This window comes from Alkalimonas collagenimarina (assembly GCF_030717845.1).
Lineage (GTDB): Bacteria > Pseudomonadota > Gammaproteobacteria > Enterobacterales > Alteromonadaceae > Alkalimonas > Alkalimonas collagenimarina.
Genome location: NZ_JAUZVZ010000016.1, coordinates 55,133 through 81,644, shown reverse-complemented (window position 1 = coordinate 81,644; position 26,512 = coordinate 55,133). Strand labels below are relative to the sequence as shown.

Here is a 26,512-nt window from a genome sequence, read left to right as displayed (position 1 = left end):
TCCTGAAGGGCCTAATATGGTTTGATACACTACCAACATAACGACCAGTCCAACTGAATACCCAGTCATCCATCATTAAGTTGGCTGTCAAACTTCCAACATTCTGCGGACGGCCAAACTCACCAGTTCTATCTTCTGGATCCTCAGTTTCAAACAACTGTCTGGACGCTTCCAGTTGGCGAGTTCCTTGAGCTGTTAAGCTTAAGCGACCAAATGACAAATCATGTTGATAAGCAATACGGACATCGTAACCACGGTTCACTTGGCTGGAAATATTCAAATATCCGCCCCGAATCTCCGAAACACGCAGATCGAGAGGATCCCGATCAAACTGATTACAAAGCGGTTCCGTGGCAAAGTTCAACGAGTTATAACATTGCCGAACAATATCCCCCCCTCCAAGATTGGTGACTTCGCCTTCGATTTTAATATCAAAGTAATCCCACGATAGATTCAGATTACGCATAAATGTTGGTTGATACACAAAACCTATAGTATTGGAGCGGGATGTTTCTGGCTCCAGCAAGCCGAACCCTCCCCCTGTAACCGTTGTTGCGCTGATTGCGCCGCCACCATAATCTGCGGGAATACCATCTGCTAAGCAGTTATCCGCAATACGTTGTGTAATTGCACCTTCATCCAAACGTGTTCCCCATAGCACACAGGGGTCAGCCAATGATTGGCGCAGAGAGCCGGTTTGTTCATTTAGATACAACTCAAACAAGGCCGGAGCCCTGAATGAAGTACCATGTGAGGCGCGAACCCTAAAGCCTGCACCTAACATCCAGTTTATACCAGCCTTATAAGTCGTATCGCTTCCTGATGAATCTACGTCGGTGTAACGTCCTGACAAAGTAAGGTCCAGTGACTCGGCAAGAGGTAAATCCTGTAGTAGTGGTAACTGCGCTTCGGCAAAAAATGCTTTACTGGTGTCTTTACCTGCGGTTATCCCTGCCTGAGAAGAACCCCACGCATTACCATTGCGCATTGCGTCTCCAGGGGTATCATTGATGGAGTCACGCTGATAATTAAAGCCAACCGCTATCCCTACCGGGCCAGCTGGTAAATCAAACACATCACCAGAAATAAAGCCCTCTAATGACTTCTGAGTGTAAATAGTCTTACCTATATCCTCTCCAAATAAGAAATCACGGACCGCAGGCGAAACATTACCTCGCAAAAATTCCGGATCAAGCCAGGGAATATCAATGCACGGCACTCCACGTACCGAGGTCACCGTACCAACACAGGACTCAGTTGCAAAGTTTTGATCATTGATCGAATCATTCCATATAATTTGTGTTTTATATGTGCCTTCTGAGCGGCTATGCTGATAAGCCAAATCCCAGTACCAATTATTTCCTATATCACCAGTTAAACCCGCGACAAATCGATAGTAATCAACCCGCACACCTGAACCCGAATGATCAGTGATTGGTGTTGGACTCAACCAGTTTGCTCCTGTCCAGCCTTGACTTAGCGGGTTCCCTGCACCTTCGACCACGTCAAAATTAGCGAAATCAAAGTTGGAGTTATAGATATACCCCCAATACTGCCGATAGCCGTTAACATCAGTATTGCGTCGATTCAGCAACACCTCAGCATAAGCAGTCAGATTATCGCTAATTTCATAATCGCCTTCACCAAACAAGGTGATTCGTTCGTTACGTGGTATTAGTGATGTCAAGCCGAAGAATGGATGCTGATAATCCTCCACCGCATCTGAGGCTGCATCATAGCCTACAGGGTACCAACCAGAAGGAGTGCCGATATGATATGGATTGTTTGGATCAGTCGAAAAAGGTGGAACATAGTTACCAAGAACACCATCAAAATCGTACTGAATGCGCTGGGTATTCCCCGGACGGTTCACATCATCAGTAAAATCATCTTGGTAATCATACAACCATACCTGCCCCCACAATAAGTCACGGCACTGGGTCGCACCGGTACGCGGATCAATTAAATCGGCGCGCTCACCAGTTGCCGCATCAAACACATAGCGTTCACCACAGCCAAAGTGGGATCGATCTCTCTTTGTCAGTTCCCGTTGCAAGTTGTAATCAGCTGTCACTCTAAAGCTACCACGGTTGAACGTAGAACCATAAGTTGCACTGAGGCGTTGTTGCTCTCCACCACTTTCAAATGGCTGGCTAAGATTCACCGTAACATTGCCACCATCACCTTTCTTGGTAATGATGTTAATAACACCAGCGACAGCGTCAGAACCATACAAGGAAGAAGCACCATCTTTCAGGATCTCCAAGCGATCAACCACTTCAATGGGTAGGACATTGAAATCAAACGATGATACCTCGCCACGGGTACCCGCTGGGCCAATCCGACGACCATTCAACAGCACCAAGGTACGATTTGCTCCTAAGCCACGCAAAGAAACGGTTTCCGCTCCGACACCGCCCTCTTGCAATAAAGCTGTCGATAGAGCCGCAGTAGCTTGCGGGCCACCAGCTGCAGCACTGAATGCTCTTAGCAATTCAGCTACATCCGAGATCCCTTGGCTAGCAGCATCACTTGCCAATACAATATCGACAGGCATCGCTTCATCAAAGCCGTCTTGCCGGATGCGCGAACCGATCACCTGAATTCGCTCAGTTGAACGGACCTCTTCTTCTTCAATTTCGTTTTGCAAAGCAAAAGCAGCGGGGCTGAGTATGGTGGTGGCCAGTACGCCCCCAATTGCTAATGCCAGAGGGCTTTTTCTGATAGTTGGTTTAATTTTTATCATTTTTTGTCCCTGATAAATTATTTTATTTTTATAACTGTATTGTGCAGCATACATAACTGCTTTTATCAAGCTTAGATTGGTATCAGAGAATTTCAATTTATAATTCGTTAAATTAGTCAATCAAACAAACATTAAGGAATGAGTATAATGCTGACTCTGGTTTAAATTCACTTTCGCGACACAGATACAGCATAAAGAGCTGTAGACATTGAACTGATAAGTTGAAGGAAAAGCGCTACTTGAAAAATATGAGAAATAAGCTCAAGCTTGCTATTTGTTGGCCGATAAACATAGAACTATGTTATCATTTGCAGTGCTAGGACAGCATTCCCACTCAAAGAAATGGATTTGGCAGTGACACTCCACTTAAGATTTTTCTTCAAAATCACCTTTGTCTCATTAAGCATACTGTTGCTCACGTCTGTCAGTGCTGTTTCTGCAAAAGAAGCCCCTAAGCAACAAGTAAGTCAGCTGATCCCTATTACAGAACAAGTAGCCAGTTTGGTCCTTGGTATCATTCGTTACAGCCGCTGGCCTGAGCCTCTGCAACAAGTCGATATATGCGTCGTTGGACAAGTAAAGCATGCAGAAACATTACTACTAGCTACCCACTTTATTGGTGATGTGCCTGTGGTTAGCCAATCCACATCCATTGAGCAAGTACTTAGCCTGACAACTGAATGTCACCTGTATTATGCAGGTCACTTACCAAGCGAGCTCTACAAACAATTGTATGCAGCTGTAGGCAGCTCGGCAGTCATCACCATAGAGGAAGAAAATGAACACTGCAGTATTGGTGGCATGTTTTGCTTCAATATAAACAACGACAAAGCCACTTTTAAAGTAAACCTCGATGCTGTATCCCGAAGCAGCGTAAGGATCCATCCAAGCGTTCTGCGGCTGGGGCAGCACAGGAGTGGCTTATGAGGGCTTTACACCGTAAGAAAGCCGCGCAATTGCCATCACTGCAACGCATATACATAAAAACGACTCTGTTGGTATTACTTATCAGCGTTGTATCATTAGCCATCATCATTGGCAGCATCGGCATGAACAAACTTACGGCTTTCGCGCAAATGAACTTGCAACTGGTTGCTCGCTCGACTGCTGTCACTATCGAAGCGGCCGTATTTTTTGATGATAAAGAAATTGTTGCCGAGCAACTCGCACACTTACTAAGCGATGCCGATGTGGCCAATGCACAAATCACCCTGCAAAACGGTGAACACTACCTCAATTGGAAGTTGAACTCACCTACAGAGCGCAGTCGTCTTTCTGAACAGCTCATCCATTGGTTGTTACAACCTGAGAGTGCCCCGATCGTCATGCAGCAAGAACCCATTGCTGAAATTACTTTATGGCCTCAAGGCGAACGTATTTTACTCTTTATGTCTCAAGGGTTGATCAGTTTATTATTTAGCCTTGGCTTAACCTTAGCCTTGCTGTTGTGGGGCACCCGGCATTTACATCACTTAATGAGCAAACCACTGTTAGAGTTAGCCACAGTAACATCGAAGGTACGGGCAGAACGTGATTTCAGCCAACGTGTTTCTCGCAGCAAAATTGCAGAAATTGATCAACTACGTATCGATTTTAATGCCTTACTGGATGAACTAAATCAGTGGCAGACAACCGTTGAGGCCGCACACAGCGAGCTGCAACAACATGCCTACTATGATTCACTAACTGGTATCCGTAATCGTAGCTTTTTTGAAAGTGCGCTTAAATCAGCAGTAGAACGGGCAAAACGTCAATCTGGTGAGCTCTCCATTCTTTATATCGATGGCGATGGTTTCAAAGCTGTCAATGATACTTATGGTCATGCTGCAGGGGATGAGGTCATAAAAAATATGGCCTGCCGCATTCAACAAAACTTGCGCTCAACCGATTTAATCGCCCGTTTAGGTGGTGATGAGTTTTGCGTCCTGATTGATGCTGCCGAGTCGCCTGAACATATCGATCAACTTTGTGAAAAAATCATCGCACAAGTGAGCCAACCAATGACACTGCCTGACCAAAGCATAGTCAACGTATCCGTTAGTATTGGTGTGGCTTGCTTTCCTATCCATGGTCACAGTGTAGAAGAGCTTTTGCATGCTGCCGATACAGCGATGTATCAGGTCAAGCGCAGCGGCAGAAATGGCTACAATATCCCCCAGTCTTAACACAGTAGAGCTGACGACTTTAAAGAGGTATGTTCATGAGACGATTTCATTCTATTTGCCTAATCATTGTACTTGGTTTATTGCTTGCAGGCTGCCAAAGCACACAGGGGCTAACCAATCAGCAAGTCAGAGTTTTAATGCAAGAAGGATTTGAGCCCTTTGGCGATGAGTGGGTTTTAAATTTATCGGTACTTTTACTTTTCGGCTTTGACCAAGACAAACTCTCTGAGGCAAGCAAAGCCGAAATTCGTCGATTAAGCGGTACCTTACAAAGTATCGGCATAAATAACCTGCGCATTGAAGGTCATGCTGATGCAACCGGTGACGAAGAATACAACCTGCAACTTTCTCAACGTCGCGCAGATCGGGTCGCTGAAGCTTTTATCAGCTTTGATACTGCAGAAAGCCTGATTACAACCAAAGGCATGGGTAGCACGCTTCCGATCTCAACCAACAATACGGCGGATGGCCGTGCACAGAATCGTCGAGTATCCATTATTGTTGGGCCTGATTTCTAACCCAAAGTAGCATACAGCAATAGCAAGACCATTCACTTGTCATAAGCACAAAAAAAACCGCAGGATTTGCATCCAGCGGTTTTTTTAAATCACCAAACAACTTACCAACCGGTCAGTTCACGCAGTGCTTTACCGATATCTGCCAAAGAACGAACGGTTTTCACGCCTGCATCTTCCAACGCCAGGAACTTGTCATCTGCAGTACCTTTACCACCAGAGATGATAGCACCGGCATGACCCATGCGCTTACCTGGAGGTGCGGTTACACCAGCAATGTAAGACACCACTGGCTTAGTGACGTTTTCTTTGATAAAGGCAGCCGCTTCTTCTTCAGCGGTACCACCGATTTCGCCGATCATCACAATGGCTTCTGTTTTCGGATCGTCCTGGAATAACTTCAAAATATCAATGAAGTTAGAACCAGGGATTGGGTCACCACCAATACCAACACAGGTCGATTGACCAAAGCCTTCGTCTGTGGTTTGTTTGACAGCTTCATAGGTCAAGGTGCCAGAACGTGACACAATACCTACTTTACCTGCTTTATGAATGTGGCCTGGCATAATACCAATTTTACATTCACCTGGCGTGATCACACCCGGGCAGTTAGGGCCAATCATCCGTACGCCTTTCTGATCGATGTACTCTTTAACAAACAGCATATCGATGGTTGGGATACCTTCGGTAATACAAACAATCAGTTCAATACCAGCATCTGCCGCTTCAACGATTGCATCTTTACAGAATGGTGCTGGTACATAGATCACAGTAGCGGTTGCACCAGTGGCTTCTACCGCATCACGTACGGTATTAAATACTGGTAAACCTAAATGTGTGCTACCACCTTTACCCGGGCTCACACCACCAACCATCTGAGTGCCATATTCGATAGCCTGAGTGGAATGGAAGGTACCCTGACTGCCAGTAAAACCCTGACAGATCACTTTGGTGTCTTTATTGATCAGAATACTCATTATTTGCCTCCTGCTGCTTTAACAACGGCTTGAGCAGCTTCGCTCAGTGAGTTGGCTGCAATGATGTTCAGACCGCTTTCTTGCAGTTTTTTGGCACCCAGTTCAGCATTGTTGCCTTCTAAGCGAACTACAACAGGAACATTCACGCCAACGTCTTCAACAGCACCGATAATACCTTCAGCAATCATGTCACAACGGACGATACCACCAAAGATATTCACGAAGACCGCTTTCACAGCAGAATCCGATAAGATAATTTTAAATGCTTCAGACACACGCTCTTTTGTCGCGCCGCCGCCAACATCCAGGAAGTTCGCTGGTTGGCCACCGCTTAACTTGACGATGTCCATGGTACCCATAGCCAGACCTGCGCCATTGACCATACAACCAATGTTGCCATCCAATGCCACGTAGTTCAGTTCCCATTGTGCAGCACGTGCTTCACGCTCGTCTTCTTGCGAAGGATCATGGAAATCGCGGATTTTTGGCTGACGGTACAACGCATTGCTGTCGACGACTAACTTGGCATCCAGGCAATGCAGATTACCGGCAGAAGTAATGACCAGAGGGTTTACTTCGATCAGTGCAATATCAAGATCTACAAACATCTGAGCCAGGCCCAGGTAAATTTTGGTAAATTGCTTGATTTGCTCAGACGTTAAACCAAGCTTGAAACCAATTTCACGCGCCTGGAAAGGCTGAGCACCAACTAAAGGATCAACCGCAACCTTGATGATCTTCTCTGGCGTCTCTTCAGCCACTTTCTCGATATCAACACCGCCTTCCGTCGATGCCATAAAGACGATACGACGGCTGGCACGATCGACTACAGCGCCTAAATACAATTCTTTTTCGATGTCAGTGCATGACTCAACCAAGATTTTGCTGACCGGCTGGCCTTTTTCGTCAGTTTGGTAAGTCACCAAGTTTTTACCCAACCAATGCTGAGCAAAATTACGGATTTCTTCTTTAGAAGAAACCAGTTTCACACCACCCGCTTTACCGCGGCCACCAGCGTGAACCTGTGCTTTTACGACCCAGCGATTACCACCAACACGGTCTGCAGCTTCAGCAGCAGCTTGAGGAGTTTCTTCCGCAAAGCCTTCTGATACCGGTAAACCGTATTCGCGGAACAGCTGTTTTGCCTGATACTCGTGCAAATTCATGGCTATTTTCCGTTCTTAAAAAATGAAAGCTGCCCTAGCGGTGCAGCCTGACCTACAGATCGGCGCATAGTATAGCGCCTCACTGCCTGATTCGGAATGCTACAGACGTCGTACTGCAGCATTTTTTTTCGAACTTTTGGCATAAAAAATCAGTTTACTAGCAATAACCCGCTTATTCTGCTTATTTTATGCCAATCTCTATGGCTTAGATATCCAACAAAATACGCGTTGGATCTTCCAGTAATTCTTTAATGGTCACCAGATAACCAACTGACTCTTTGCCATCAATAATGCGATGATCATAAGACAGAGCAAGATACATCATCGGTAAAATTTCAATTTTACCGTCAACGACCATGGCTCGATCCTGGATTTTGTGCATGCCTAAAATAGCAGACTGCGGTGGATTGATAATAGGTGTAGACATCAAGGAACCAAAGACACCACCGTTGGTGATGGTAAAGTTACCGCCGGTTAGGTCATCCATCGATAATTTGCCATCACGGCCTTTTAGTGCCAGCTCTTTAATGGCTTTTTCAATTTCAGCCAGATTCATTTTATCGCAATCGCGCAATACCGGCGTAACCAAACCACGTGGCGTTGACACGGCAATGCTGATATCAAAATAATTGTGGTACACAATGTCATCGCCATCGATAGCTGCATTCACTTCAGGGAAACGTTTCAACGCTTCAGTGACGGCTTTGACATAGAACGACATAAAGCCTAACCGGATACCGTGGCGCTTCTCGAACACTTCTTGGTACTGCTTACGCAGATCCATGATAGGTTTCATGTTCACTTCGTTGAACGTAGTCAGCATGGCGGTGGAGTTTTTCGCTTCCAACAAACGGTTGGCGATGGTTTTACGCAACCGTGTCATCGGCACTCGTTTTTGTGTGCGGTCACCTGAAACAGCAGCCGGAGCGGAGCTTGCGGCTGGCTTCGCCGTTTCTTTACTACCGGCAGAGGATGCAAATTTTTCCACATCTTCTTTGGTGATACGACCATTTTTACCGCTGCCTTTAATTTTGCTGGCATCCAGTCCTTTTTCAGCGACCAAGCGACGAACCGACGGGCTCATGGCCTCATCGCTGCTATCTGAGTCATTGTCGCTGCTGTCTGCTTTAGTTTCTGATTTGCTGTCGGACTTACTCGCGGAATCATCGTCAGACTTACTTTCAGATTTACCAGATGAGGCGCCTGCTTCTAACTTACCAATCACCTGTTCCGCATTTACGGTCGAACCGGTGTCTTCCAGGATCTCTCCCATTACACCATCAGCTTGAGCAACCACTTCCAGCACGACTTTATCGGTTTCAATATCAACCAATACCTGGTCACGGGAAACGGCTTCACCTGGTTTTACATGCCAGGTTGCAATTGTTGCATCTGCAACGGATTCAGGAAGTACAGGTACTTGAATGTCCACTTGTTCACCTTTTGCGGATTGTTCAGATTGAGAGGTCTCAGCAGGTTGCTTGTCTTCAGAAGACTCAGATGCTGAAGCTTTACTTGATTCTTTATTACCGTCACCAGCAGTTAACGTGGCTAAAACCTGCTCGGCAGTGACCGTATCACCTTCTTGGTGCTTGATGGAACCAATCACACCATCATCCGGTGCAGCCACCTCAAGCACAACTTTGTCGGTTTCGATATCTACGACGATCTGATCGCGGCTGACCGAGTCTCCTTCAGCAACATGCCATTTAGCGACGGTTGCATCAGCGACTGATTCAGGCAATACAGGTACTTTAATATCTGTCATTGGTTGGCCTCATGATTCAGTGTCAGCGCATCATTAATTAAAGCTTGCTGCTGTTTATTATGTACCGATAAATACCCAACCGCAGGCGAAGCGGAGGCTTCACGTCCAGCATAGGTCAGGTAGCCATTTTTACCAATAGCATGACGGAAATGATGTTGGCTGCAGTACCAGGCGCCCTGATTCTGTGGCTCTTCCTGACACCAAACAAAATCAGTAACATGGCTGTACTGGCTTAAAACCTGATCCATTTCATCATGCGGGAACGGGTACAGTTGCTCAACACGGATCAGAGCAATGTCGTTAATTTCACGCTTACGGCGTTCATCCAACAAATCGAAGTAGACTTTACCACTACAGAACACCACTCGTTTGACGTCTTTCGGCTTGATATCGTCGATTTCGCCAATGACATTCAGGTAACGACCCGACGCTAACTCTTCCAGGGTCGACGTTGCCATCGAGTGACGTAGCAAGGACTTTGGTGACATCACGATCAGTGGCCGGCGCATTGGACGGACCAACTGACGACGCAGCATATTGAATACTTGAGCTGGCGTAGTTGGAATACACACCTGCATATTGTGATCAGCACACAATTGCAAAAAGCGCTCCAGACGTGCAGATGAGTGCTCTGGACCCTGCCCCTCGTAACCATGTGGCAACAGCAACGTCAGACCACACAAACGGCCCCACTTTTGCTCACCAGAACTGAGGAATTGATCGATCACCACCTGAGCGCCATTGGCAAAGTCACCAAATTGACCTTCCCAAATCACCAAGGCTCTTGGTTCGGCTGTGGCATAACCATACTCGAAGGCCATAACGGCTTCTTCAGATAAGGCAGAATCGTACACCTGAAACGGCCCTTGCTGTTCAGAGATATGCTCTAACGGTGTAAAGGTGCTGCCATCGGTCTGATTGTGCAACACGGCATGGCGGTGGAAAAAGGTACCACGACCAGAGTCCTGCCCAACGATACGGATGCGATTACCGCTATCCACAATTGATGCATACGCTAAAATCTCAGCAAAACCCCAATCAATTTTCTTCTCACCAGCCAGCATTTTGGCCCGGTCTTCATAGACACGTGCCACCTGACGCTGCATCGGGTGAGTTTCAGGTACGGCAATGGCTTTTTCACCCAAAGCCACCAACGTTTCAACTGTCATGCCACCATCGTACTCTGAATCCCAGTCCTGATTCAGGAATGGGGTCCAGTCGACTGAGCTTTCATGATCCATCTTACGCCATTCATCAACCACGCAATCGCCTTTATCGAGCGCATCGCGATAATCAGACATCATGGCTTTGATATCTTCAGCAGTAAACTGACCTTCATTGATCAGCTGCTCAGCATAGATTTCACGAGGTGTTGGGTGTTTCTTAATTTTTTGATACATCAACGGCTGAGTCGCATTTGGCTCATCGGCTTCGTTATGGCCATTACGGCGATAGCACACCAAATCAATCACGACATCGCGTTTAAAGGTATTGCGGTAATCCACAGCCAATTGTGCTACCAGTACTACGGCTTCAGGATCATCGCCATTGACATGGAAAATTGGCGCCTGCACCATTTTGGCAATATCAGTACAGTATTCGGTAGAACGCGTATCTTCACGGTTTGAAGTGGTAAAGCCAACCTGATTATTAATCACCAAGCGAACGGTGCCACCTACTTTAAAGGCACGGGTTTGCGAGATATTGAAGGTCTCAGCAACCACACCCTGACCGGCAAAGGCAGAATCACCATGAATGGTAATTGGCAAAGCCAAAGAGCCATCAGTGCAACCACGGCGATCCAAGCGAGCACGAACTGAACCCATCACCACAGGGTTGACAATTTCCAGGTGAGACGGGTTAAACGCCATGGCAAGGTGAACATCGCCGCCTTTGGTGGCAAAATCAGATGAGAAACCCATGTGGTATTTCACATCACCAGCGCCAACCACGGTATATTTGCCAGCAAACTCGTCAAACAATTCGGATGGGTTCTTGCCCAACACGTTAATTAAGGTGTTTAAACGACCACGGTGTGCCATACCAATGACACAATCTTTCGCGCCTTGTTCACCGGCACGATGGATCATGGTTTTCAGCATTGGGATCATGGCATCGCCACCTTCGAGACCAAATCGCTTCGCACCCGGGAATTTAGACCCCAGATACTTTTCCAGACCATCTGCGGCAATTAAATCTTTTAAAATGCGCTCTTTGGTATTTTTTTCAAAGGTAGGTGCAGAGTGAATGCTTTCTAAACGTTGCTGGATCCAGCGTTTTTCATCGGTTGAGACAATATGCATGTACTCAGCACCGATGGAACCGCAGTAGGTTTTTTCCAGTGCTTTATGCAAATCACCCAATTTCATGGTGTCAGAACCACCAGCGAATGATCCAACATTGAACTCTGTATCGTAATCAGCTTGAGACAATTCATGATGTGATAATTCAAGATCACGAATGCGCTGCTGAGGCCATAAGTTCAATGGGTCCAGTTTCGCCAGTTGATGACCACGAAAACGATAGGAGTTGATCAGTTGCAGTACTTTCACCTGACGAGAATCAGCCGCTTGACTGCCTGCTACCGTCACCACTTCGCGGTGTTTGTTGCGAGCGAGATCAGCAAATTGCTGGCGGATATCAGAATGACGAGTCTCCAAATCAACACCGTCAAGTTTTGGCAATTGAGCAAAAAACTCTCGCCATTCATCCCCTACACTGGTAGGTTCCGCCAAGTAGGATTCATAGAGTTCATCCACGTAGGCCATGTTGCCACCGCCGAGATGAGAAGACTCTAGCCACGCCTTCATTACACCTTCGTGCATTTAGTTTCCCTTATATCTGCGCACCTGGAAAAAAATCGCAAAAAAATAACAGTATAGCTTAAGCTCTGTTATTTTTTTGCTTGCATCAGCTTTTCATCAAAAAAGATGGGCGCATTACAACGCCCGGTTTAACAACATCGATTTGATGTGTCCAATTGCTTTAGTTGGGTTTAACCCTTTAGGACACACATTGACACAGTTCATAATGCCATGACAACGGAACACGCTGAACGCATCGTCAAGATCATTCAACCGTTCTTCAGTCGCGGTATCGCGGCTATCCGCTAAAAAGCGATAAGCATGCAACAACCCAGCCGGGCCAATAAACTTGTCTGGGTTCCACCAGAATGACGGGCATGATGTAGAGCAACAAGCACACAAAATACACTCGTACAAGCCATCCAACTCGGCACGCTGCTCTGGAGATTGCAAAAACTCACCGGCAGGAGGCAGGTTGCTGTCGTTAATTAAGTACGGTTTTACTTTTTCATACTGCGTGTAAAATTGGCTCATATCGACCACCAAGTCACGCACAACAGGCAAACCTGGTAATGGACGCACTACAATTTTACCGCCCTTGGTGCCAGTAGCTGACAGCGGCGTAATACAAGCCAGGCCATTTTTACCATTCATGTTCAAACCATCGGAGCCACAAACCCCTTCACGGCATGAGCGGCGAAACGATAAGGTTGGGTCCTGCTCTTTCAGTTTGATCAGTGCATCCAGCACCATCATGTCCCGGCCTTCCGGATTCTCCAGCGTATAATCCTGCATGCGAGGTGCATCATCGACATCAGGGTTGTAACGATAGATCGAGAAAACTAAATTCTTCATCGCTGTGCCCTCTTAATAAGTACGCGCTTTTGGCGGGAATGCTTCACGGAACTTCGGCTCCAGATTCACATCGCGCTTAAACATGGATTCAGTATCCGGGGTATAGACGCTGTGACATAACCAGTTAGCATCATCCCGATCCGGGAAGTCAAAGCGGGCATGAGCACCACGACTCTCGGTACGGAAATTGGCAGCAACGGCGGTTGAATAAGCCGTTTCCATCAGGTTATCCAGCTCCAGACATTCAATCCGCATGGTATTAAAGTCGGAACTCTTGTCATCCAAACGGGCGAATTGCAAACGCTCACGGATGGTTTTCAGCTCAGCCAAACCTTCAGCCATGGCCTCACCTTCACGGAATACCGAGAAATTAAGCTGCATGCAGTTTTGCAAATCTTTCTTGATTTGCACCGGGTCTTCACCCTGCCCTGGTTTGCTATCCTCCCAGCGACGGGTACGTGCCAGTGCGGCATCCAAATCAGATTCAGAAGCAGGACGCGCTTCAGCAGTTGCGGCCAACGCTTCGCCAAGGTGCAAGCCAGTTGCACGACCAAACACCACCAGATCCAACAAGGAATTACCACCCAAACGGTTGGCACCATGCACCGAAACACACGCGATCTCGCCACAAGCAAACAAACCAGCGACTACACTGGATTTACCATCTGCAGTGGGTTTAATCACCTGACCATTCACATTGGTCGGAATACCACCCATCATGTAGTGGCAGGTTGGGATCACAGGGATAGGCTCTTTCACCGGGTCAACATGAGCAAAAGTACGGGATAGCTCACAAATGCCTGGCAAACGACTTTCCAGCACATCGGCGCCCAGATGGTCCAGCTTCAATTTAAGGTGAACACCCCACGGGCCTTCACAGCCACGACCTTCACGAATTTCGGTCATCATAGAGCGAGCAACCACATCGCGGCCAGCCAGGTCTTTTGCATTTGGCGCGTAACGCTCCATAAAGCGCTCGCCGTCTTTATTCAGCAAGTAACCACCTTCCCCACGGCAACCTTCCGTTACCAAGGTACCAGCTCCGGCTATACCGGTTGGATGGAACTGCCACATTTCCATATCTTGCAGCGGCACACCAGCACGCAGTGCCATACCCACGCCATCACCTGTATTGATATGGGCATTGGTAGTAGAGGCATAAATACGGCCAGCACCACCAGTGGCCAGAACCGTGGCTTTGGATTTGAAGTAAACAATTTCGCCGGTTTCTATATCAATCGCAGTACAACCGACAATGGCGCCATCCTGGTTTTTTACCAAATCAAGGGCATACCACTCGCTGAACACCTGAGTACGGTTTTTGACGTTTTGCTGATACAGCAAGTGCAACAAGGCATGCCCCGTACGGTCTGCCGCAGCCGCGGTGCGAGCCGCTTGCTCACCACCGAACTCTTTCGACTGACCGCCAAAAGGACGTTGATAGACCCGGCCATTTTCAAAGCGTGAAAATGGCAGACCCATATTTTCTAATTCAGTAATGGCCTCAGGGCCGGTTTTACACATATATTCGATCGCGTCCTGATCACCGATATAATCGGAACCTTTCACGGTATCAAACATATGCCATTCCCAATTGTCCGGGTGTGAATTACCTAAAGCAACGGTAATACCGCCTTGTGCAGACACCGTATGAGAACGGGTTGGAAAAACCTTGGATAACAACGCACAACTTAACCCTGACTCAGTAATTTGCAAGGCTGCACGCATACCGGCACCACCTGCGCCAATCACGATGGCATCAAACTCACGAACTGGAATAGTCATTTACGAAACTCCTACAGCTTTAAGGCCCCACAACACAAAGAGACCAACAGCGACATAACTGAAAGCAATCACGCTGACAACGAATTGCACTACAGCACGAATACGTGCACATTTAATGTAGTCAGTGACCACTTGCCATAGACCAATTCGAGCATGAATGGCTATCGAGATCAGCGCCAGCAATGTAAAGACTTTCATCCACAGCTGAGCAAAAAGATTGTTCCAGGTTACGTAAGTTACTTCTGGCGTGAACAAGAAAAAACCTAAAATAAATAGAGCGTACAAGCCCAATACAGTGGCGGTTGCACGGGTGGAAACGTAATCCTGAACGCCATCACGTTTCAAGGAAGCTTGATTCAAAACCATAACCAGACTCCTGCCAGAACAGCTAAAATAATCCATAAGCCAATTGCGATACGAGCACTGGTATTACCGGAAGCCAATTCTTCCCAATAACCCAAATCCATGATCATGTGACGGATACCACCGATAAGGTGATACAACAGTACAGTGATGGTGCCCCACGCTAAAAACTTAGCGAAATGAGAGGTCAATACCGTTTTCACTTGTTCAAAGCCTTCTGCAGAAGACAGTGAGACAGCCCAAGCCCATACAACCAGAATGAGGGCGATAAATAGTGCCACGCCGGTTACACGGTGTAGGATAGAAGCTTTGGCAGCTGCCGGAAGTGAAATTGTGGTCAGGTCGAGATTTACAGGTCTTTGCTTTTTCACAGTTTCTTGTCCATCGACGCCCGTTTGCGAGCTTTAGTTGTCATTATTGAAGAACTGAATAAACAGTCATTCCCCATTTGTTGATACAGCAGTAAACCTCAATTGGTTCAGCGCATGCAAGGGAGAGGAGTGAACTGATTCAGCACCGGCAATAGTATATATTTCATGCCTCGTTATTACAATTTTTGTTTGGTTTTACAGGAAAAATTCCTGTTATGGAACGCTGTCATAAAAACAGCTCGCTGACAATACGACCAGAGTCGTATACTTATTGGCCGAAAACGCATTAAAATTGACTTTTAGGGTAGCTTTGCAGTTAGAATAGCGGCAGCATCCCTCTTTTGATTCTTAATTCATAAATAGGAGAAATCCAATGGCAGATAAAAAAGCCGTCGTGCAGATCGATGACAAATCGTTCGAGTTGCCTATCTATTCAGGTACGGCAGGCACCGACGTAATAGACGTTCGCGCCTTGGGCCAGCAAGGGTATTTCACCTTTGATCCGGGTTTTATGTCGACCGGTTCATGTGAGTCAAAAATTACCTTTATTGATGGTGGCAAAGGTGTGCTTCTGCATCGCGGTTACCCTATTGAGCAACTGGCTGACAAATCAAATTATCTTGAGCTCTGTTACTTATTGTTGGAAGGCGAACTGCCAAACCATGCGCAGTACGAAGATTTTGAAAACACCATCACTCGTCACACCATGGTGCACGAAAAAATCGCTTCTTTCTTTCAGGGCTTCCGGGTTGATGCCCACCCTATGGCTATGTTGTGTGGTGTTGTTGGTGCCCTGTCGTCGTTCTATCACTCCGATCTGGATATTAACGACCCGGAGCAACGTAAACGTAGTGCTCACCGCCTGATCGCTAAGTTACCGACCATCTCTGCAATGGCTTACAAGTACACCGTTGGTCAGCCGTTTGTCTATCCGCGTAATGAATTGAGCTACGCCGAAAACTTCTTGCACATGATGTTTTCCGTACCAGCGGAAGATTACAAAGTGAGTCCTATATTGGCCAAAGCCATGGATCGCATCTTTATGCTGCATGCTGACCATGAGCAAAATGCCTCTACCTCAACCGTGCGTTTAGCGGGTTCATCTGGTGCCAACCCTTATGCCTGTATTGCGGCTGGTGTTGCATCTTTGTGGGGCCCTGCGCACGGCGGTGCCAACGAAGCTTGTTTGAAAATGCTACAACAAATTGGTTCCGTTGATCGTATTCCTGAATTCGTTAAACGCGCTAAAGATAAAGACGATTCATTCCGCCTGATGGGCTTTGGTCATCGTGTTTACAAAAACTTTGACCCTCGGGCCAAGGTCATGCGAGAGACCTGCCACGAAGTTCTAAAAGAGCTGAATATCAAAGATCCACTGCTGGATGTCGCGATGGAGCTTGAGCGTATTGCGCTGGAAGATCCGTACTTCATCGAGAAAAAGCTGTATCCAAACGTCGATTTCTACAGCGGAATCATCTTAAAAGCCATTGGTATTCCTACCAGCATGTTCACGGTCATCTTTGCGATGTCACGAACGGTCGGTTGGATCTCCCATTGGGATGAAATGCTGAGCGAGAAAGGCCATAAAATTGGTCGCCCACGCCAGCTTTATACCGGTTACAACACCAGAGATATCAAAGACATCGACCAACGTTAATGTCTCTTTTGTGATGTAAACTGGCTTAAAAAGCGACCTTAGGGTCGCTTTTTGTATAAGCTCTGTCTCTTGACTCTTACATGCACTGGCATTGCGCCTTTGCTAAAAAACAGGCACTATTTCCTGATGTTTTTCAAAGTTGACCCTTGCAGTGGCCTTTAACGTCGAAACCTTTCGCCAACAATTTCCTTTTTTTCAGGCCAATCCAAACTGGGTCTATCTGGATAATGCTGCCACCAGCCACAAGCCACAAATCATGCTGGATAGCTTGCAGCACTTCTACGCCAGCGCCAACAGTAATATTCATCGAGGAGCGCACAGCTTAGGTGATCAGGCGACGCAGTTGTACGAGCAAGCCAGACAACACGTTGCCGACTTTATTGGTGCGGAACAGGCCGAACAAATCATTTTTACCAGTGGTACTACCGCAGCATTGAACCAACTTGCTTTTGGTCTGATGGGGACAGTGTTGCAACCGGGCGATCGTATCTTACTCACAACACTTGAACATCACGCCAATATTGTGCCCTGGCAACTGCATTGTCAGTCCAAAGGTGTTGTGTTGGACGTTGTGCCACTCACCGTAGATCATCAGCTGGATATGGCTGCGTTTAGCCGTTTATTGCAACATCAGCCCAAAGTCGTCAGTTTTTGTCATGTATCCAATGTGCTTGGGCAGGTATTGCCCGTTGCCGACATGGTGCAACAAGCACAAGCTGTAGGTGCACTAACCGTGATTGATGGCGCGCAAGGGATCTTGCACGATACCATTGATGTACAACAACTTAATACCGATTTTTATGTATTTTCTGGCCATAAAATCTATGGTCCAACCGGTGTGGGCGTTTTGTATGGCAAAACAAAGGCATTGGAGTGCTTAACTCCATTGCTTGGTGGTGGAGAAATGATTCAGCACGTCAGCTTTGACCATACCCGATACCATCAGTTGCCCTTTCGGTTAGAAGCCGGGACCTCTGCCATTGCCGAAGTCATTGCATTGGGGACAACACTGCATTGGCTTGCAAAACAAGACCGAACTGGCATGCGACAACATAAACAACAGTTACTGCAGCATGGCTGGCAGCAATTGGAAGCCATGCCTCAACTCGAATTACTCAGTTCTGCGACAAACAATGCCGGTATCATTACCTTTAATGTCAGAGGTGAGCATCCAACGGATGTCGCCACCTTGCTGAATGAACAAAAAATAGCAGTAAGGGCTGGGCAACATTGTGCCATGCCTTTATTTGCCAACATACATCACCCCGGAGCGGTACGACTCTCTTTAGCAGCCTACACGACACAAGCTGAAGTTGATGCCGCCATCAACGCCATCCGTATGGCTGTGGAGCTGCTATGTCCTTCATGAATGATTGTATTGCTGAAACTGCTCAAGCTCTTGAGCACATCCGTCAGGATTTATTGCCAGAACTGGCCAACCCAGGGCATTGGCAGGAGCGTTATCGCGCACTGATGGGGCTTGCGAGACAGTTACCTACCCTGCCAGAAGAGCGCCGACCGTCCAGTGCTTTGATTGAAGGATGTGAAAGCAGGGCCTGGTTGCTGCACTACTTTGATTCGGTGGAAGATAAGCATTACTTTGTCTTCGAATCCGATGCCCGTATTGTGAAAGCATTGCTTGCCGTCCTGCTTTGTCAAATCAATGGTATGGATAACAAAACCTTTAAAGCATGCCAGCTGGAGTTGTGTCTGAAGGAGTTGCACCTGACTCAGCACCTTAGTCAGTCGCGAAGTAAGGGGTTAAGTTCGGTCATCAAACACTTACAACAGTTGCAAGCGAGCAGTTGAGCATCGCGCTGATGTTTAATTAGCTTTTGCAGCCAGCTTGTTCAGCACACGTGACACCGCCGCCATGCCAAAGCTGGCAGTCACTACGGTAACCGCACCAAAACCACCACTGCAATCGAGCCGCATCGGGCCTTCAGAGAATTTTTGCTGGCAGACACTACCATCCGGTTGTGGGTACTTCAATTGCTCTGTTGAATACACACAATCAATACCAAAACGCCGTTTCGGATTGCGGCTGTAGTTGTAATCGCGTCGTAATTTATTCCGTACCTTTGCCAGCAAGGGGTCATTAATGGTTTGCGTTAAATCTGCAATTTGAATTTGCGTCGGGTCGGTCTGGCCTCCCGCTCCACCGGTGCATACCAGTGGGATTTTATTGCGCTTACAATGCGCCACCAAAGCCACTTTTGCGGATACCGAATCGATAGCATCGACCACATAATCGATATCGGTTGTAATCAGTTCAGCGAGGTTCGAAGCATCGACAAAATCACTCACTTGATGCACCTCTATCTCCGGCCAGATAGCCTGTAGCCGCTCGGCCATCACGGCTACCTTATCCTGACCAATGGTACTGCTCAGAGTATGCAACTGACGATTGGTATTGCTGACACAAATATCATCCAGATCAATCAGCGTGATACGACCAATACCTGAGCGAGCCAATGCTTCGGCGGCCCAGCTCCCCACACCGCCAATACCCACCACACAGACATGACTGCGTTGAAACTTCATCAGCGCGGCCTTACCATACAAACGAGCAATACCGGCAAAGCGCGGCTCATCACGGATCATACCGTCATTTGTCATTGTTTCTGGCGATACCGGGTCCGTCGCTTTATCCGTGTTCATGGTGATGTACTTCTCTCAAATTAACTGTTGATATTTGGGGTTAAGGCAAGCGGCTTTCGATATTCAGGCCAGTCCAACTGCCAGGGTGAGGACCAAGCCGTATCAAACTGTGATTGCAAGCGGCCAAACTCCACCCCACTCTCTGGCCAACAACACAATTCGATACGTTGTCCCTGCCAGACAAAACAAAGTGCATAAGCATGCAGATACACCCGATCGGCAGCCGCACTGCCATACAACTCATCGCCGATAATGGCGGCTCCAATACTTTTCAGCGCCACTCGGATTTGGTGCGTTTTTCCCGTCCACGGCTTAATTAAAAACGCCCGCAAAGGCAGTTCAACAAAGCCCTGGCTGATAAAATAGCTGACCGCTGGTTGCTGTTGGGAATGCTGCAATTTCCAGGCACCTCGCCTGGCTGGCACCATATCGCCTTTAACCCAGCCTTGTTTGCTCTTGGGCTTATTAGCGCTTAATGCCAGGTAGTATTTTTCTATCTGGTGCGACGCAAAAAGTGCAGATAATTCAGCAGCAGCCACAGAGGATGTTGCCAGCAGCAACAGACCCGAGGTGACTTTATCCAGCCGGTGCACCGGATACAACTTGAGGCCCAGCTGCTGCTCTGCCTGCACCACCATGCCGGGGCCCGACTCGGAGTGAAAGCTAACTCCAGCCGGTTTGTACAAAGCAACCCACTGCTCAGTTTGAGCAATGACCTGCAACGCTGACTTCACAGTGGCACTCACTACCGCTGCTGACACAACAAACGCGCGGCAGCTAAATCGTCTGGTGTATCCACGCCGACAGGTGGCTCTTCACTTGCGATACCCACATGGATCGCTTCGCCCTGCCACAACACACGTAATTGCTCCAGCGACTCAATACGTTCAAGCGTTGATACCGGCCAGCGAACATAGCGGCGAATAAAACCAGCACGATACGCATAAATACCAATATGACGATGGTAATGCTGCGACAACTCCTGTTGAAACTGCTGGTCACGATCATAGGGGATCACCGAGCGACTAAAATACAAAGCGTAACCTTGTTTATCCATCACCACTTTGACCGAATTGGGATTGCCGATCTCATCTGCATGCTGCATCGGCACTGCCAGCGTCGCCATTTCAGCTTTACGTTGCCGGGCCAGGTTCTCAGCTACTTGCCCAATAATCGCCGGAGGGATAAAGGGTTCATCACCTTGCACGTTCACCACAATGGCTTCATCGGGTAACTGCATTTGTTCAACAACCTCGGCCAGGCGCTCCGTACCGGAACTATGATCGACTCGCGTCATGCACAACTCACCACCAAACCGCCTGACTTCACCGGCCACACGCTCATCATCGGTTGCCACCACAACTCGGCTGGCACCACTGGCTAACGCCTGCTGATGCACACGTTTAATCATGCTGTAACCACCAATATCAAGCAATGGCTTGCCTGGTAAGCGGCTACTGGCAAAGCGAGCCGGTATTATGACGATGAAGTCCATCGCTCCAACTCCTCTTGCTCTAATTCACGGGCTTCATCCGCAATCATGACGGGCAGGCGCTCACGTACCGGAAACGCCAATTTATCGAAGGTACAAATCAGCTCCTGCTGTTTGGCATTGTATTTCAACTTGCCTTTGCACAAAGGGCAGGCCAGTATATCGAGTAAAGCAACGGGTATACTCATATCAACTCCGCAAATCGGCCATCAAAGTGGCTAGTTGTTGTTCTATCTCAGTATCCGGACATGCTTCTACCGCCAGCTGATACCAGCCCGGGCGGGCGAAAGCACGGCATTTAACTGCATCTTTTTCCGTCATCAATAACGGCGTGGGTAGCAGGCTTAATTCTTGTTCGGTATACGCATGATGATCGCCGTAAAAAAACCGCTGTACAATAGAAAAACCCGCCTCCTCTGCCGTATGAGCAAAGCGCTCCGGGTTGCCTATAGCAGCCAACAGATGTACCGGCCCCACTGGCAGTATGTCTTGCTCCAGCAAACCAGTTGCACTTACAATCTTGAGTTGCATGCAACCATGCGCCTGCGAATGTGCTTTGCTGTTGGCAATCACGAGATCGGCCTGCTTTAAACGTGATACCGGTTCCCGCAATGGGCCTGCTGGTAACAAGAGTCCATTGCCTAAACCCCGGAATCCATCGATCAATACAATCTCTAAGCTTCTTTGTAAGCGATAATGCTGCAAGCCATCATCGCTAATAATGATGGTGCAGTCATGTTGGCTCAACAAATACTGACCTGCGGCTACCCGGTCCGGGCAAACCACCACAGGGCAACCTGAGCGCTGAGCCAACAATAAGGGTTCATCCCCCACCGCAGCAGCTGAGTCCGAAGGGTCCACCAATGTCGGCTGAGTAATGCGCGCTCCATACCCCCGACTGATAATTCCAGGCCGATGTCCCTGCTGCTGCAACCAGCGACACAGCCACAGGGTAAAGGGCGTTTTACCGGTACCGCCAACACTAATATTTCCCACCACCACCACGGGTACCGGCAAGGCGATACTCTTCAGCCAGCCCCGACGATAAGCAAAACGTCGTACAGCCGTGATCAGCCAAAACAGGCCACTTAATGGCCAGAGTAACCAACACCACCACGCAGAATGATACCAGCCCCGTTCAATGGCATTCATACTGGTTTTTGACCAAACTGCATCTTGTACAGCTGCGCATAAGCGCCATCTTGTGCTAACAGGCTGGCATGATCGCCGCGCTCAATGATGCGACCTTGATCCATCACCAGAATCTGATCAGCATTTTCAATGGTCGATAAGCGGTGTGCAATCACAATGTTAGTACGACCTTTTAACAGCTCATCCAAAGCACCCTGAATTTTTCGCTCAGACTCGGTATCCAGTGCTGAGGTGGCTTCATCCAAAATAAGAATAGGCGCCTGCCGCAATAAAGCACGAGCGATGGCGATGCGCTGACGCTGGCCGCCACTTAACGACACACCATTTTCGCCAATTATAGTATTCAGGCCATCTTGCATCTGACGGGCAAATTCCATCACGTGGGCTTTTTCAGCCACATCAAGCAAGTGTGCATCACTCACAGGCTCATCCAAACCATACATAATGTTGTTGGCGATAGTATCGTTAAACAAAGTGACATGCTGCGAAACAATCGCCATTTGCTGACGTAAAGAAGCCAAAGTAAAATTTTTGATGGACGAGTCATCCAGCAAAATACGGCCTTTCTCAATCTCATAAAAGCGCGGCAGTAAACTGGATATGGTCGTTTTACCACTGCCGGAGCGCCCTACTAAAGCCACCGTTTGTCCGGGTAACACTTCAAAGCTAATGTCCTGCAAGACCTGTTTATCTTCATGGCCCGGGTAACTAAAGTCGACATGATCGAAGCGTATATGACCACTGATTCGTTTCAGTTCACGAGTACCGGTATCTTGCTCCGGTAATTGATCAAGGATTTCAAAGATACTCTTGGCCGCTGCCATACCACGTTGAAAGTCACCATTGACCGTAGTGAGCTGCTTTAATGGCCGCAGCAGCATCACCATGGATGAGGCAATTAAGGTAAAGGTACCTGCGGTAAGGCTATCCAGCATCGCAGGCTGACTGGCCATATAGATCACGAACGCCAGTGCAAAGGAAGCGATCAATTGCACCACGCCCGTGCTCATCGCTTTGGCCGACTCCAGCTTGACATCTTGTTGCCGCGTCATATTGTTTACTTCAGCAAAGCGACTTTTTTCAACCTTTTGGCCGCCAAACGACAAAATCACTTTATGACCGTTCAGCATTTGCTCGGAGCAGGTGGTCACTAAACCCATGGCGGTCTGAATATTATTGCTTATTTTACGAAAGCGCTTCGAAACAAAGCCAACAATGACCGCGATTAATGGTGCAATCACCAGAAAAATCAGCGACAACTGCCAGCTATTCCAAAACATCAGTGCCAGCAAACCAATGACAAAAGCCCCTTCGCGGATTAACACAATCAGTGCTTTTGAAGTGGCTTGTTTTAACTGCTCGGTCGAATAGGTGACTTTCGAAATCAAGTCACCGGTTGAGTTTTGATCATGAAATGACACGGGTAAACGCATCAGGTGCTCAAATAGCTCCTGACGCAAATCTTTGACAATATTGGCGCCAACCCAGCTCAGGCAATAGGTAGCAATAAAATGCGAAGCGCCACGAAACAAAAACATCACGATGATAAACAGAGGGGCATACTTTAGAAACTCAGTATCCTTTCCTTCGATGCCCTCATCAATAAAGGGTTGCAGCATGGAAATAAAGCCTACATCCACCAGAGCATAGCCCACCATGCCAAGCATAGCGCAGACAAAACCAATCTTGTAGGGCTTCAGATAGCTAAATAATCGCCGGCTTGTCGTGTTCGAGACATCACTAATCTGCAAATTGATCATCCTATGGTTCATTTGACTCTATTCTAACGCGTTGCTCCGATTGTGACAGCTTTGCTTGCACCGAATCCAACCAAAACGGCAATCGAGACGCTCGATTGCTATATATTTGCACAAAATCAGGGCTTAAGGCTATCTGTATTGCGCCATGATCAGCCGTGTTCCATAGCGGGATCTGCAATACATCCAATCGATCCTGTACCTGCGCAGAAGGATGTTGGAAACCGCGATGTCGCCCTGCACTATTCAAAGCAACACGAACCTGCAACTGCTGTAAAAAAGCTAAACTGCTGGACGTATTGCTGCCATGGTGTGGCAGCACCAATAGATCGGCGGTTAGATCAGGGTAACGTTGCAACAGCTGTTGTTCCTGCTGCCGGTGAATATCACCGGGTAACAAAATGTTCCAGCCATGCAGCTCTATCCAGACCACGCAAGAGCCATCATTACGTGGCCCATGTTCAGTGCCATCGTGCAATACCACCAGCCGGGCATCAAAAAATGTCATCGGCAATTGCTGACAAGGCAGCGACGCCGCTGCAGTAGGTATATCCGTCACCAGAGTTACCTCAGGGAAGGCTTGTCGGATATCGGGCCAGGTCCCGGTATGATCACTGTCATCATGACTCAACACTAAATAGTGCAATTGCTGAATGCCTACCTGCTGCAAATAAGGTAAAACATAGCGACGAGTGGCGCTAAAATCGCCCTGTCGTGGCCCGGCATCGTACAATACACCATGCTGTTGGTACTGCAACAACACAGATAACCCCTGCCCGACATCAATCACGTGCAATCGCCAGCCCGCATCCTGAGACCAATGTTGAGCCAAAGGCAGCAAACAGAGTAACGCCAGTATGACCGCCAGACGATGCCGAAATAAACAGAGCATAACCAGCGCCAGCATGCTCAGCACCGCCATAAACCAAGGTACTCCTTTTGCCGACCACCACAATACCGGCCGCTGTGCAGCCTGATCCAGCCACAGCACCAACGGACGAAACAGCAGATCAACCCAAGGCCACAGCCAGGCAGCCCAATCAGCATGCAGCCATTCAAGCAAGCATGTCAGCAATAGTGCAGGGATAGCAACCAGTGAACACCAGGGCACAAAGATCAGATTCGACAGCAGCGATATCAGTGAGATGCCATCAAAGAATAACAGCGATATAGGAATTAAACCGATGGACAACCACAGATGAAAACCAAACAGATGTTTGAGACGAGCCAACCAGCCATGATCTGGCATAGGAAAGCGCCACAAATAAAATAAGATCAAAGCCACTGCACTGACTGATAACCAAAAGCTTGCACTGAGAGCCCACATCGGCTGCACCAGCAACAGCAATGCCACCAACAGCAACCAGAAACGATGATAACTCAGCCGGTGATAAAACCAGCTGACACCGGCCACCAAGACCAAAGCAATCAAAGCTCTTACTGTAGGAATGGCAAAACCAGCCAGGGCGGCATACCCCAGTGCAGCACTGAGCGCCAGCATCGTTCGCACTCGTAGTTGTGTAGCGGGTAACCAGCCAGTCCAACGGATCGGTATGACCAACCACAAAACCCACCCATAAATCAGGCCAATATGCAGCCCGGAAATAGCGACCAGATGCCCCAACGAAGTATGACGCAATCCTTGCCATAACTCAGGACTAAAATCACGCTCTCCCATCGTTAATGCTAACAACAAGGGCGATGAAGGCAAATCGGTAGTCGCCTGCTGCAATCGCTGATACCAACGGTGGCGTTGCCCCATGGTTTGATGCAACAACTGAGCCTGTGCCGGATCGCTAACATAACCTCGTGCCAGTTGACCATGAATCAAAGCCGCACGCTCGGCAGAATAGCCTCCCGGGTTTGAGATATCATGTACCGGCTTTAAGCGCACGCTCAATTGCCAGTGCTGACCTTGCTGCAGTATGTCTGAGGCTTGAAACCAACTCAATCGTAATCGATAGCCTTTGGCAGAGCCTGATGTGACTAAGAAATCAAACTGACTCAACGGTCCGTGTTGCCGGGGTATTCCAATGATCTGCCCTTCAACCTGCTGCTGAACGTCTTGCAGTAAAGCTGCACCTGCCTGCTGATGCATAAGCAGGGTTCCATGCCAACTGAGCAAGTACAAACAAAGGCCGCAGTAAAACCAGCAGCGGCGCCACAGTAATAATGCTAGACTAAGTAACAGTAGGAAAAAAACAAAAAAAGGTGGCACCATTGGTAAAAATAGCGACAATATGCAGCCAAAGAGTACACCTAACCCCAGTGAAGTCAT

21 protein-coding genes and 1 pseudogene are annotated in these 26,512 nt (G+C 47.9%); 6 read left to right on the top strand and 16 right to left on the bottom strand.

Annotated elements, in window-relative coordinates; all coding sequences use genetic code 11:
• On the bottom strand, nucleotides 1-2,746 hold a 2,746-nt coding region (locus Q3O60_RS12195), incomplete at its 3' end, for a TonB-dependent receptor plug domain-containing protein (protein WP_305894216.1).
• 354 nt (nucleotides 2,747-3,100) lie between these two features.
• Here Q3O60_RS12195 and yfiR point away from each other — a divergent pair.
• The 3 genes from yfiR to yfiB are packed head-to-tail and all read left to right on the top strand — an operon-like array spanning nucleotide 3,101 to nucleotide 5,429.
• Complete coding sequence (yfiR, locus tag Q3O60_RS12190) at nucleotides 3,101-3,673, top strand: regulatory sequestration protein YfiR (RefSeq protein WP_305894215.1); 573 nt, start codon at nucleotides 3,101-3,103, stop codon at nucleotides 3,671-3,673.
• Nucleotides 3,670-4,911 (top strand): diguanylate cyclase DgcN/YfiN, encoded by a 1,242-nt coding sequence (gene dgcN / locus Q3O60_RS12185; protein ID WP_305894214.1) that lies wholly within the window; start codon nucleotides 3,670-3,672, stop codon nucleotides 4,909-4,911. The genes yfiR and dgcN overlap by 4 nt, the downstream gene beginning before the upstream one ends.
• 35 nt (nucleotides 4,912-4,946) lie before the next feature.
• Nucleotides 4,947-5,429: an outer membrane lipoprotein YfiB gene (gene yfiB, locus Q3O60_RS12180; protein WP_305894213.1), complete on the top strand. Its 483-nt coding sequence runs from the start codon at nucleotides 4,947-4,949 to the stop codon at nucleotides 5,427-5,429.
• Nucleotides 5,430-5,530: 101 nt separating this feature from the next.
• On the opposite strand, the gene sucD is transcribed toward yfiB, so the two are convergent.
• From sucD to sdhC, 8 genes are all read right to left on the bottom strand, one after another.
• Entirely contained in the window at nucleotides 5,531-6,403 is an 873-nt protein-coding gene (gene sucD / locus Q3O60_RS12175) for a succinate--CoA ligase subunit alpha (protein ID WP_305894212.1), read from the bottom strand.
• A complete protein-coding gene (gene sucC, locus Q3O60_RS12170) occupies nucleotides 6,403-7,569 on the bottom strand; it encodes an ADP-forming succinate--CoA ligase subunit beta (protein ID WP_305894211.1) in 1,167 nt (388 codons plus the stop codon). Before sucC ends, sucD begins: the two co-directional genes overlap by 1 nt.
• Before the next feature lie 205 nt (nucleotides 7,570-7,774).
• Nucleotides 7,775-9,337 (bottom strand): 2-oxoglutarate dehydrogenase complex dihydrolipoyllysine-residue succinyltransferase, encoded by a 1,563-nt coding sequence (gene odhB, locus Q3O60_RS12165; RefSeq protein ID WP_305894210.1) that lies wholly within the window; start codon nucleotides 9,335-9,337, stop codon nucleotides 7,775-7,777.
• Nucleotides 9,334-12,162: a 2-oxoglutarate dehydrogenase E1 component gene (locus Q3O60_RS12160; RefSeq protein WP_305894209.1), complete on the bottom strand. Its 2,829-nt coding sequence runs from the start codon at nucleotides 12,160-12,162 to the stop codon at nucleotides 9,334-9,336. Before Q3O60_RS12160 ends, odhB begins: the two co-directional genes overlap by 4 nt.
• 114 nt (nucleotides 12,163-12,276) lie before the next feature.
• Entirely contained in the window at nucleotides 12,277-12,996 is a 720-nt protein-coding gene (locus Q3O60_RS12155; RefSeq protein WP_305894208.1) for a succinate dehydrogenase iron-sulfur subunit, read from the bottom strand.
• Nucleotides 12,997-13,008: 12 nt separating this feature from the next.
• On the bottom strand, nucleotides 13,009-14,781 hold the full coding sequence (gene sdhA / locus Q3O60_RS12150; protein WP_305894207.1) for a succinate dehydrogenase flavoprotein subunit: 1,773 nt from the start codon (nucleotides 14,779-14,781) through the stop codon (nucleotides 13,009-13,011).
• Nucleotides 14,782-15,147, bottom strand: a complete 366-nt coding sequence (gene sdhD, locus Q3O60_RS12145) for a succinate dehydrogenase, hydrophobic membrane anchor protein (RefSeq protein WP_305894206.1) — start codon at nucleotides 15,145-15,147, stop codon at nucleotides 14,782-14,784. It abuts the gene before it with no gap.
• Nucleotides 15,138-15,515, bottom strand: a complete 378-nt coding sequence (sdhC, locus tag Q3O60_RS12140) for a succinate dehydrogenase, cytochrome b556 subunit (RefSeq protein ID WP_305894205.1) — start codon at nucleotides 15,513-15,515, stop codon at nucleotides 15,138-15,140. The genes sdhD and sdhC overlap by 10 nt, the downstream gene beginning before the upstream one ends.
• A gap of 373 nt (nucleotides 15,516-15,888) precedes the next feature.
• Between sdhC and gltA the strand changes: the two genes are divergently transcribed.
• The 3 genes from gltA to Q3O60_RS12125 all read left to right on the top strand — a co-directional run bounded on the left by gltA (nucleotide 15,889) and on the right by Q3O60_RS12125 (nucleotide 18,981).
• Nucleotides 15,889-17,172: a citrate synthase gene (gene gltA / locus Q3O60_RS12135; RefSeq protein WP_305894204.1), complete on the top strand. Its 1,284-nt coding sequence runs from the start codon at nucleotides 15,889-15,891 to the stop codon at nucleotides 17,170-17,172.
• Nucleotides 17,173-17,311: 139 nt separating this feature from the next.
• On the top strand, nucleotides 17,312-18,541 hold the full coding sequence (locus tag Q3O60_RS12130; protein ID WP_305894203.1) for an aminotransferase class V-fold PLP-dependent enzyme: 1,230 nt from the start codon (nucleotides 17,312-17,314) through the stop codon (nucleotides 18,539-18,541).
• Nucleotides 18,529-18,981: a SufE family protein gene (locus Q3O60_RS12125; RefSeq protein WP_305894202.1), complete on the top strand. Its 453-nt coding sequence runs from the start codon at nucleotides 18,529-18,531 to the stop codon at nucleotides 18,979-18,981. The genes Q3O60_RS12130 and Q3O60_RS12125 overlap by 13 nt, the downstream gene beginning before the upstream one ends.
• Before the next feature lie 15 nt (nucleotides 18,982-18,996).
• Here the strand turns inward: Q3O60_RS12125 and tcdA are convergent, their stop codons facing one another.
• The 7 genes and pseudogenes from tcdA to Q3O60_RS12090 all read right to left on the bottom strand — a co-directional run bounded on the left by tcdA (nucleotide 18,997) and on the right by Q3O60_RS12090 (nucleotide 26,455).
• Complete coding sequence (tcdA, locus tag Q3O60_RS12120; protein WP_305894220.1) at nucleotides 18,997-19,776, bottom strand: tRNA cyclic N6-threonylcarbamoyladenosine(37) synthase TcdA; 780 nt, start codon at nucleotides 19,774-19,776, stop codon at nucleotides 18,997-18,999.
• 77 nt (nucleotides 19,777-19,853) lie between these two features.
• Nucleotides 19,854-20,567, bottom strand: a complete 714-nt coding sequence (locus tag Q3O60_RS12115) for a pseudouridine synthase (RefSeq protein WP_305894201.1) — start codon at nucleotides 20,565-20,567, stop codon at nucleotides 19,854-19,856.
• 11 nt (nucleotides 20,568-20,578) lie between these two features.
• Nucleotides 20,579-21,328, bottom strand: a complete 750-nt coding sequence (gene kdsB, locus Q3O60_RS12110; RefSeq protein ID WP_305894200.1) for a 3-deoxy-manno-octulosonate cytidylyltransferase — start codon at nucleotides 21,326-21,328, stop codon at nucleotides 20,579-20,581.
• Between the two features lie 110 nt (nucleotides 21,329-21,438).
• Nucleotides 21,439-21,513 (bottom strand): annotated as a pseudogene (locus Q3O60_RS17710) (Trm112 family protein); the annotation flags it as partial.
• A 1-nt stretch (nucleotide 21,514) separates the two neighbouring features.
• A complete protein-coding gene (gene lpxK / locus Q3O60_RS12100) occupies nucleotides 21,515-22,477 on the bottom strand; it encodes a tetraacyldisaccharide 4'-kinase (RefSeq protein WP_305894198.1) in 963 nt (320 codons plus the stop codon).
• Nucleotides 22,474-24,237: a lipid A export permease/ATP-binding protein MsbA gene (gene msbA / locus Q3O60_RS12095; protein ID WP_305894197.1), complete on the bottom strand. Its 1,764-nt coding sequence runs from the start codon at nucleotides 24,235-24,237 to the stop codon at nucleotides 22,474-22,476. The genes lpxK and msbA overlap by 4 nt, the downstream gene beginning before the upstream one ends.
• Nucleotide 24,238: 1 nt before the next feature.
• Nucleotides 24,239-26,455 (bottom strand): DNA internalization-related competence protein ComEC/Rec2, encoded by a 2,217-nt coding sequence (locus tag Q3O60_RS12090; protein WP_305894219.1) that lies wholly within the window; start codon nucleotides 26,453-26,455, stop codon nucleotides 24,239-24,241.
• Nucleotides 26,456-26,512 lie beyond the last annotated feature (57 nt).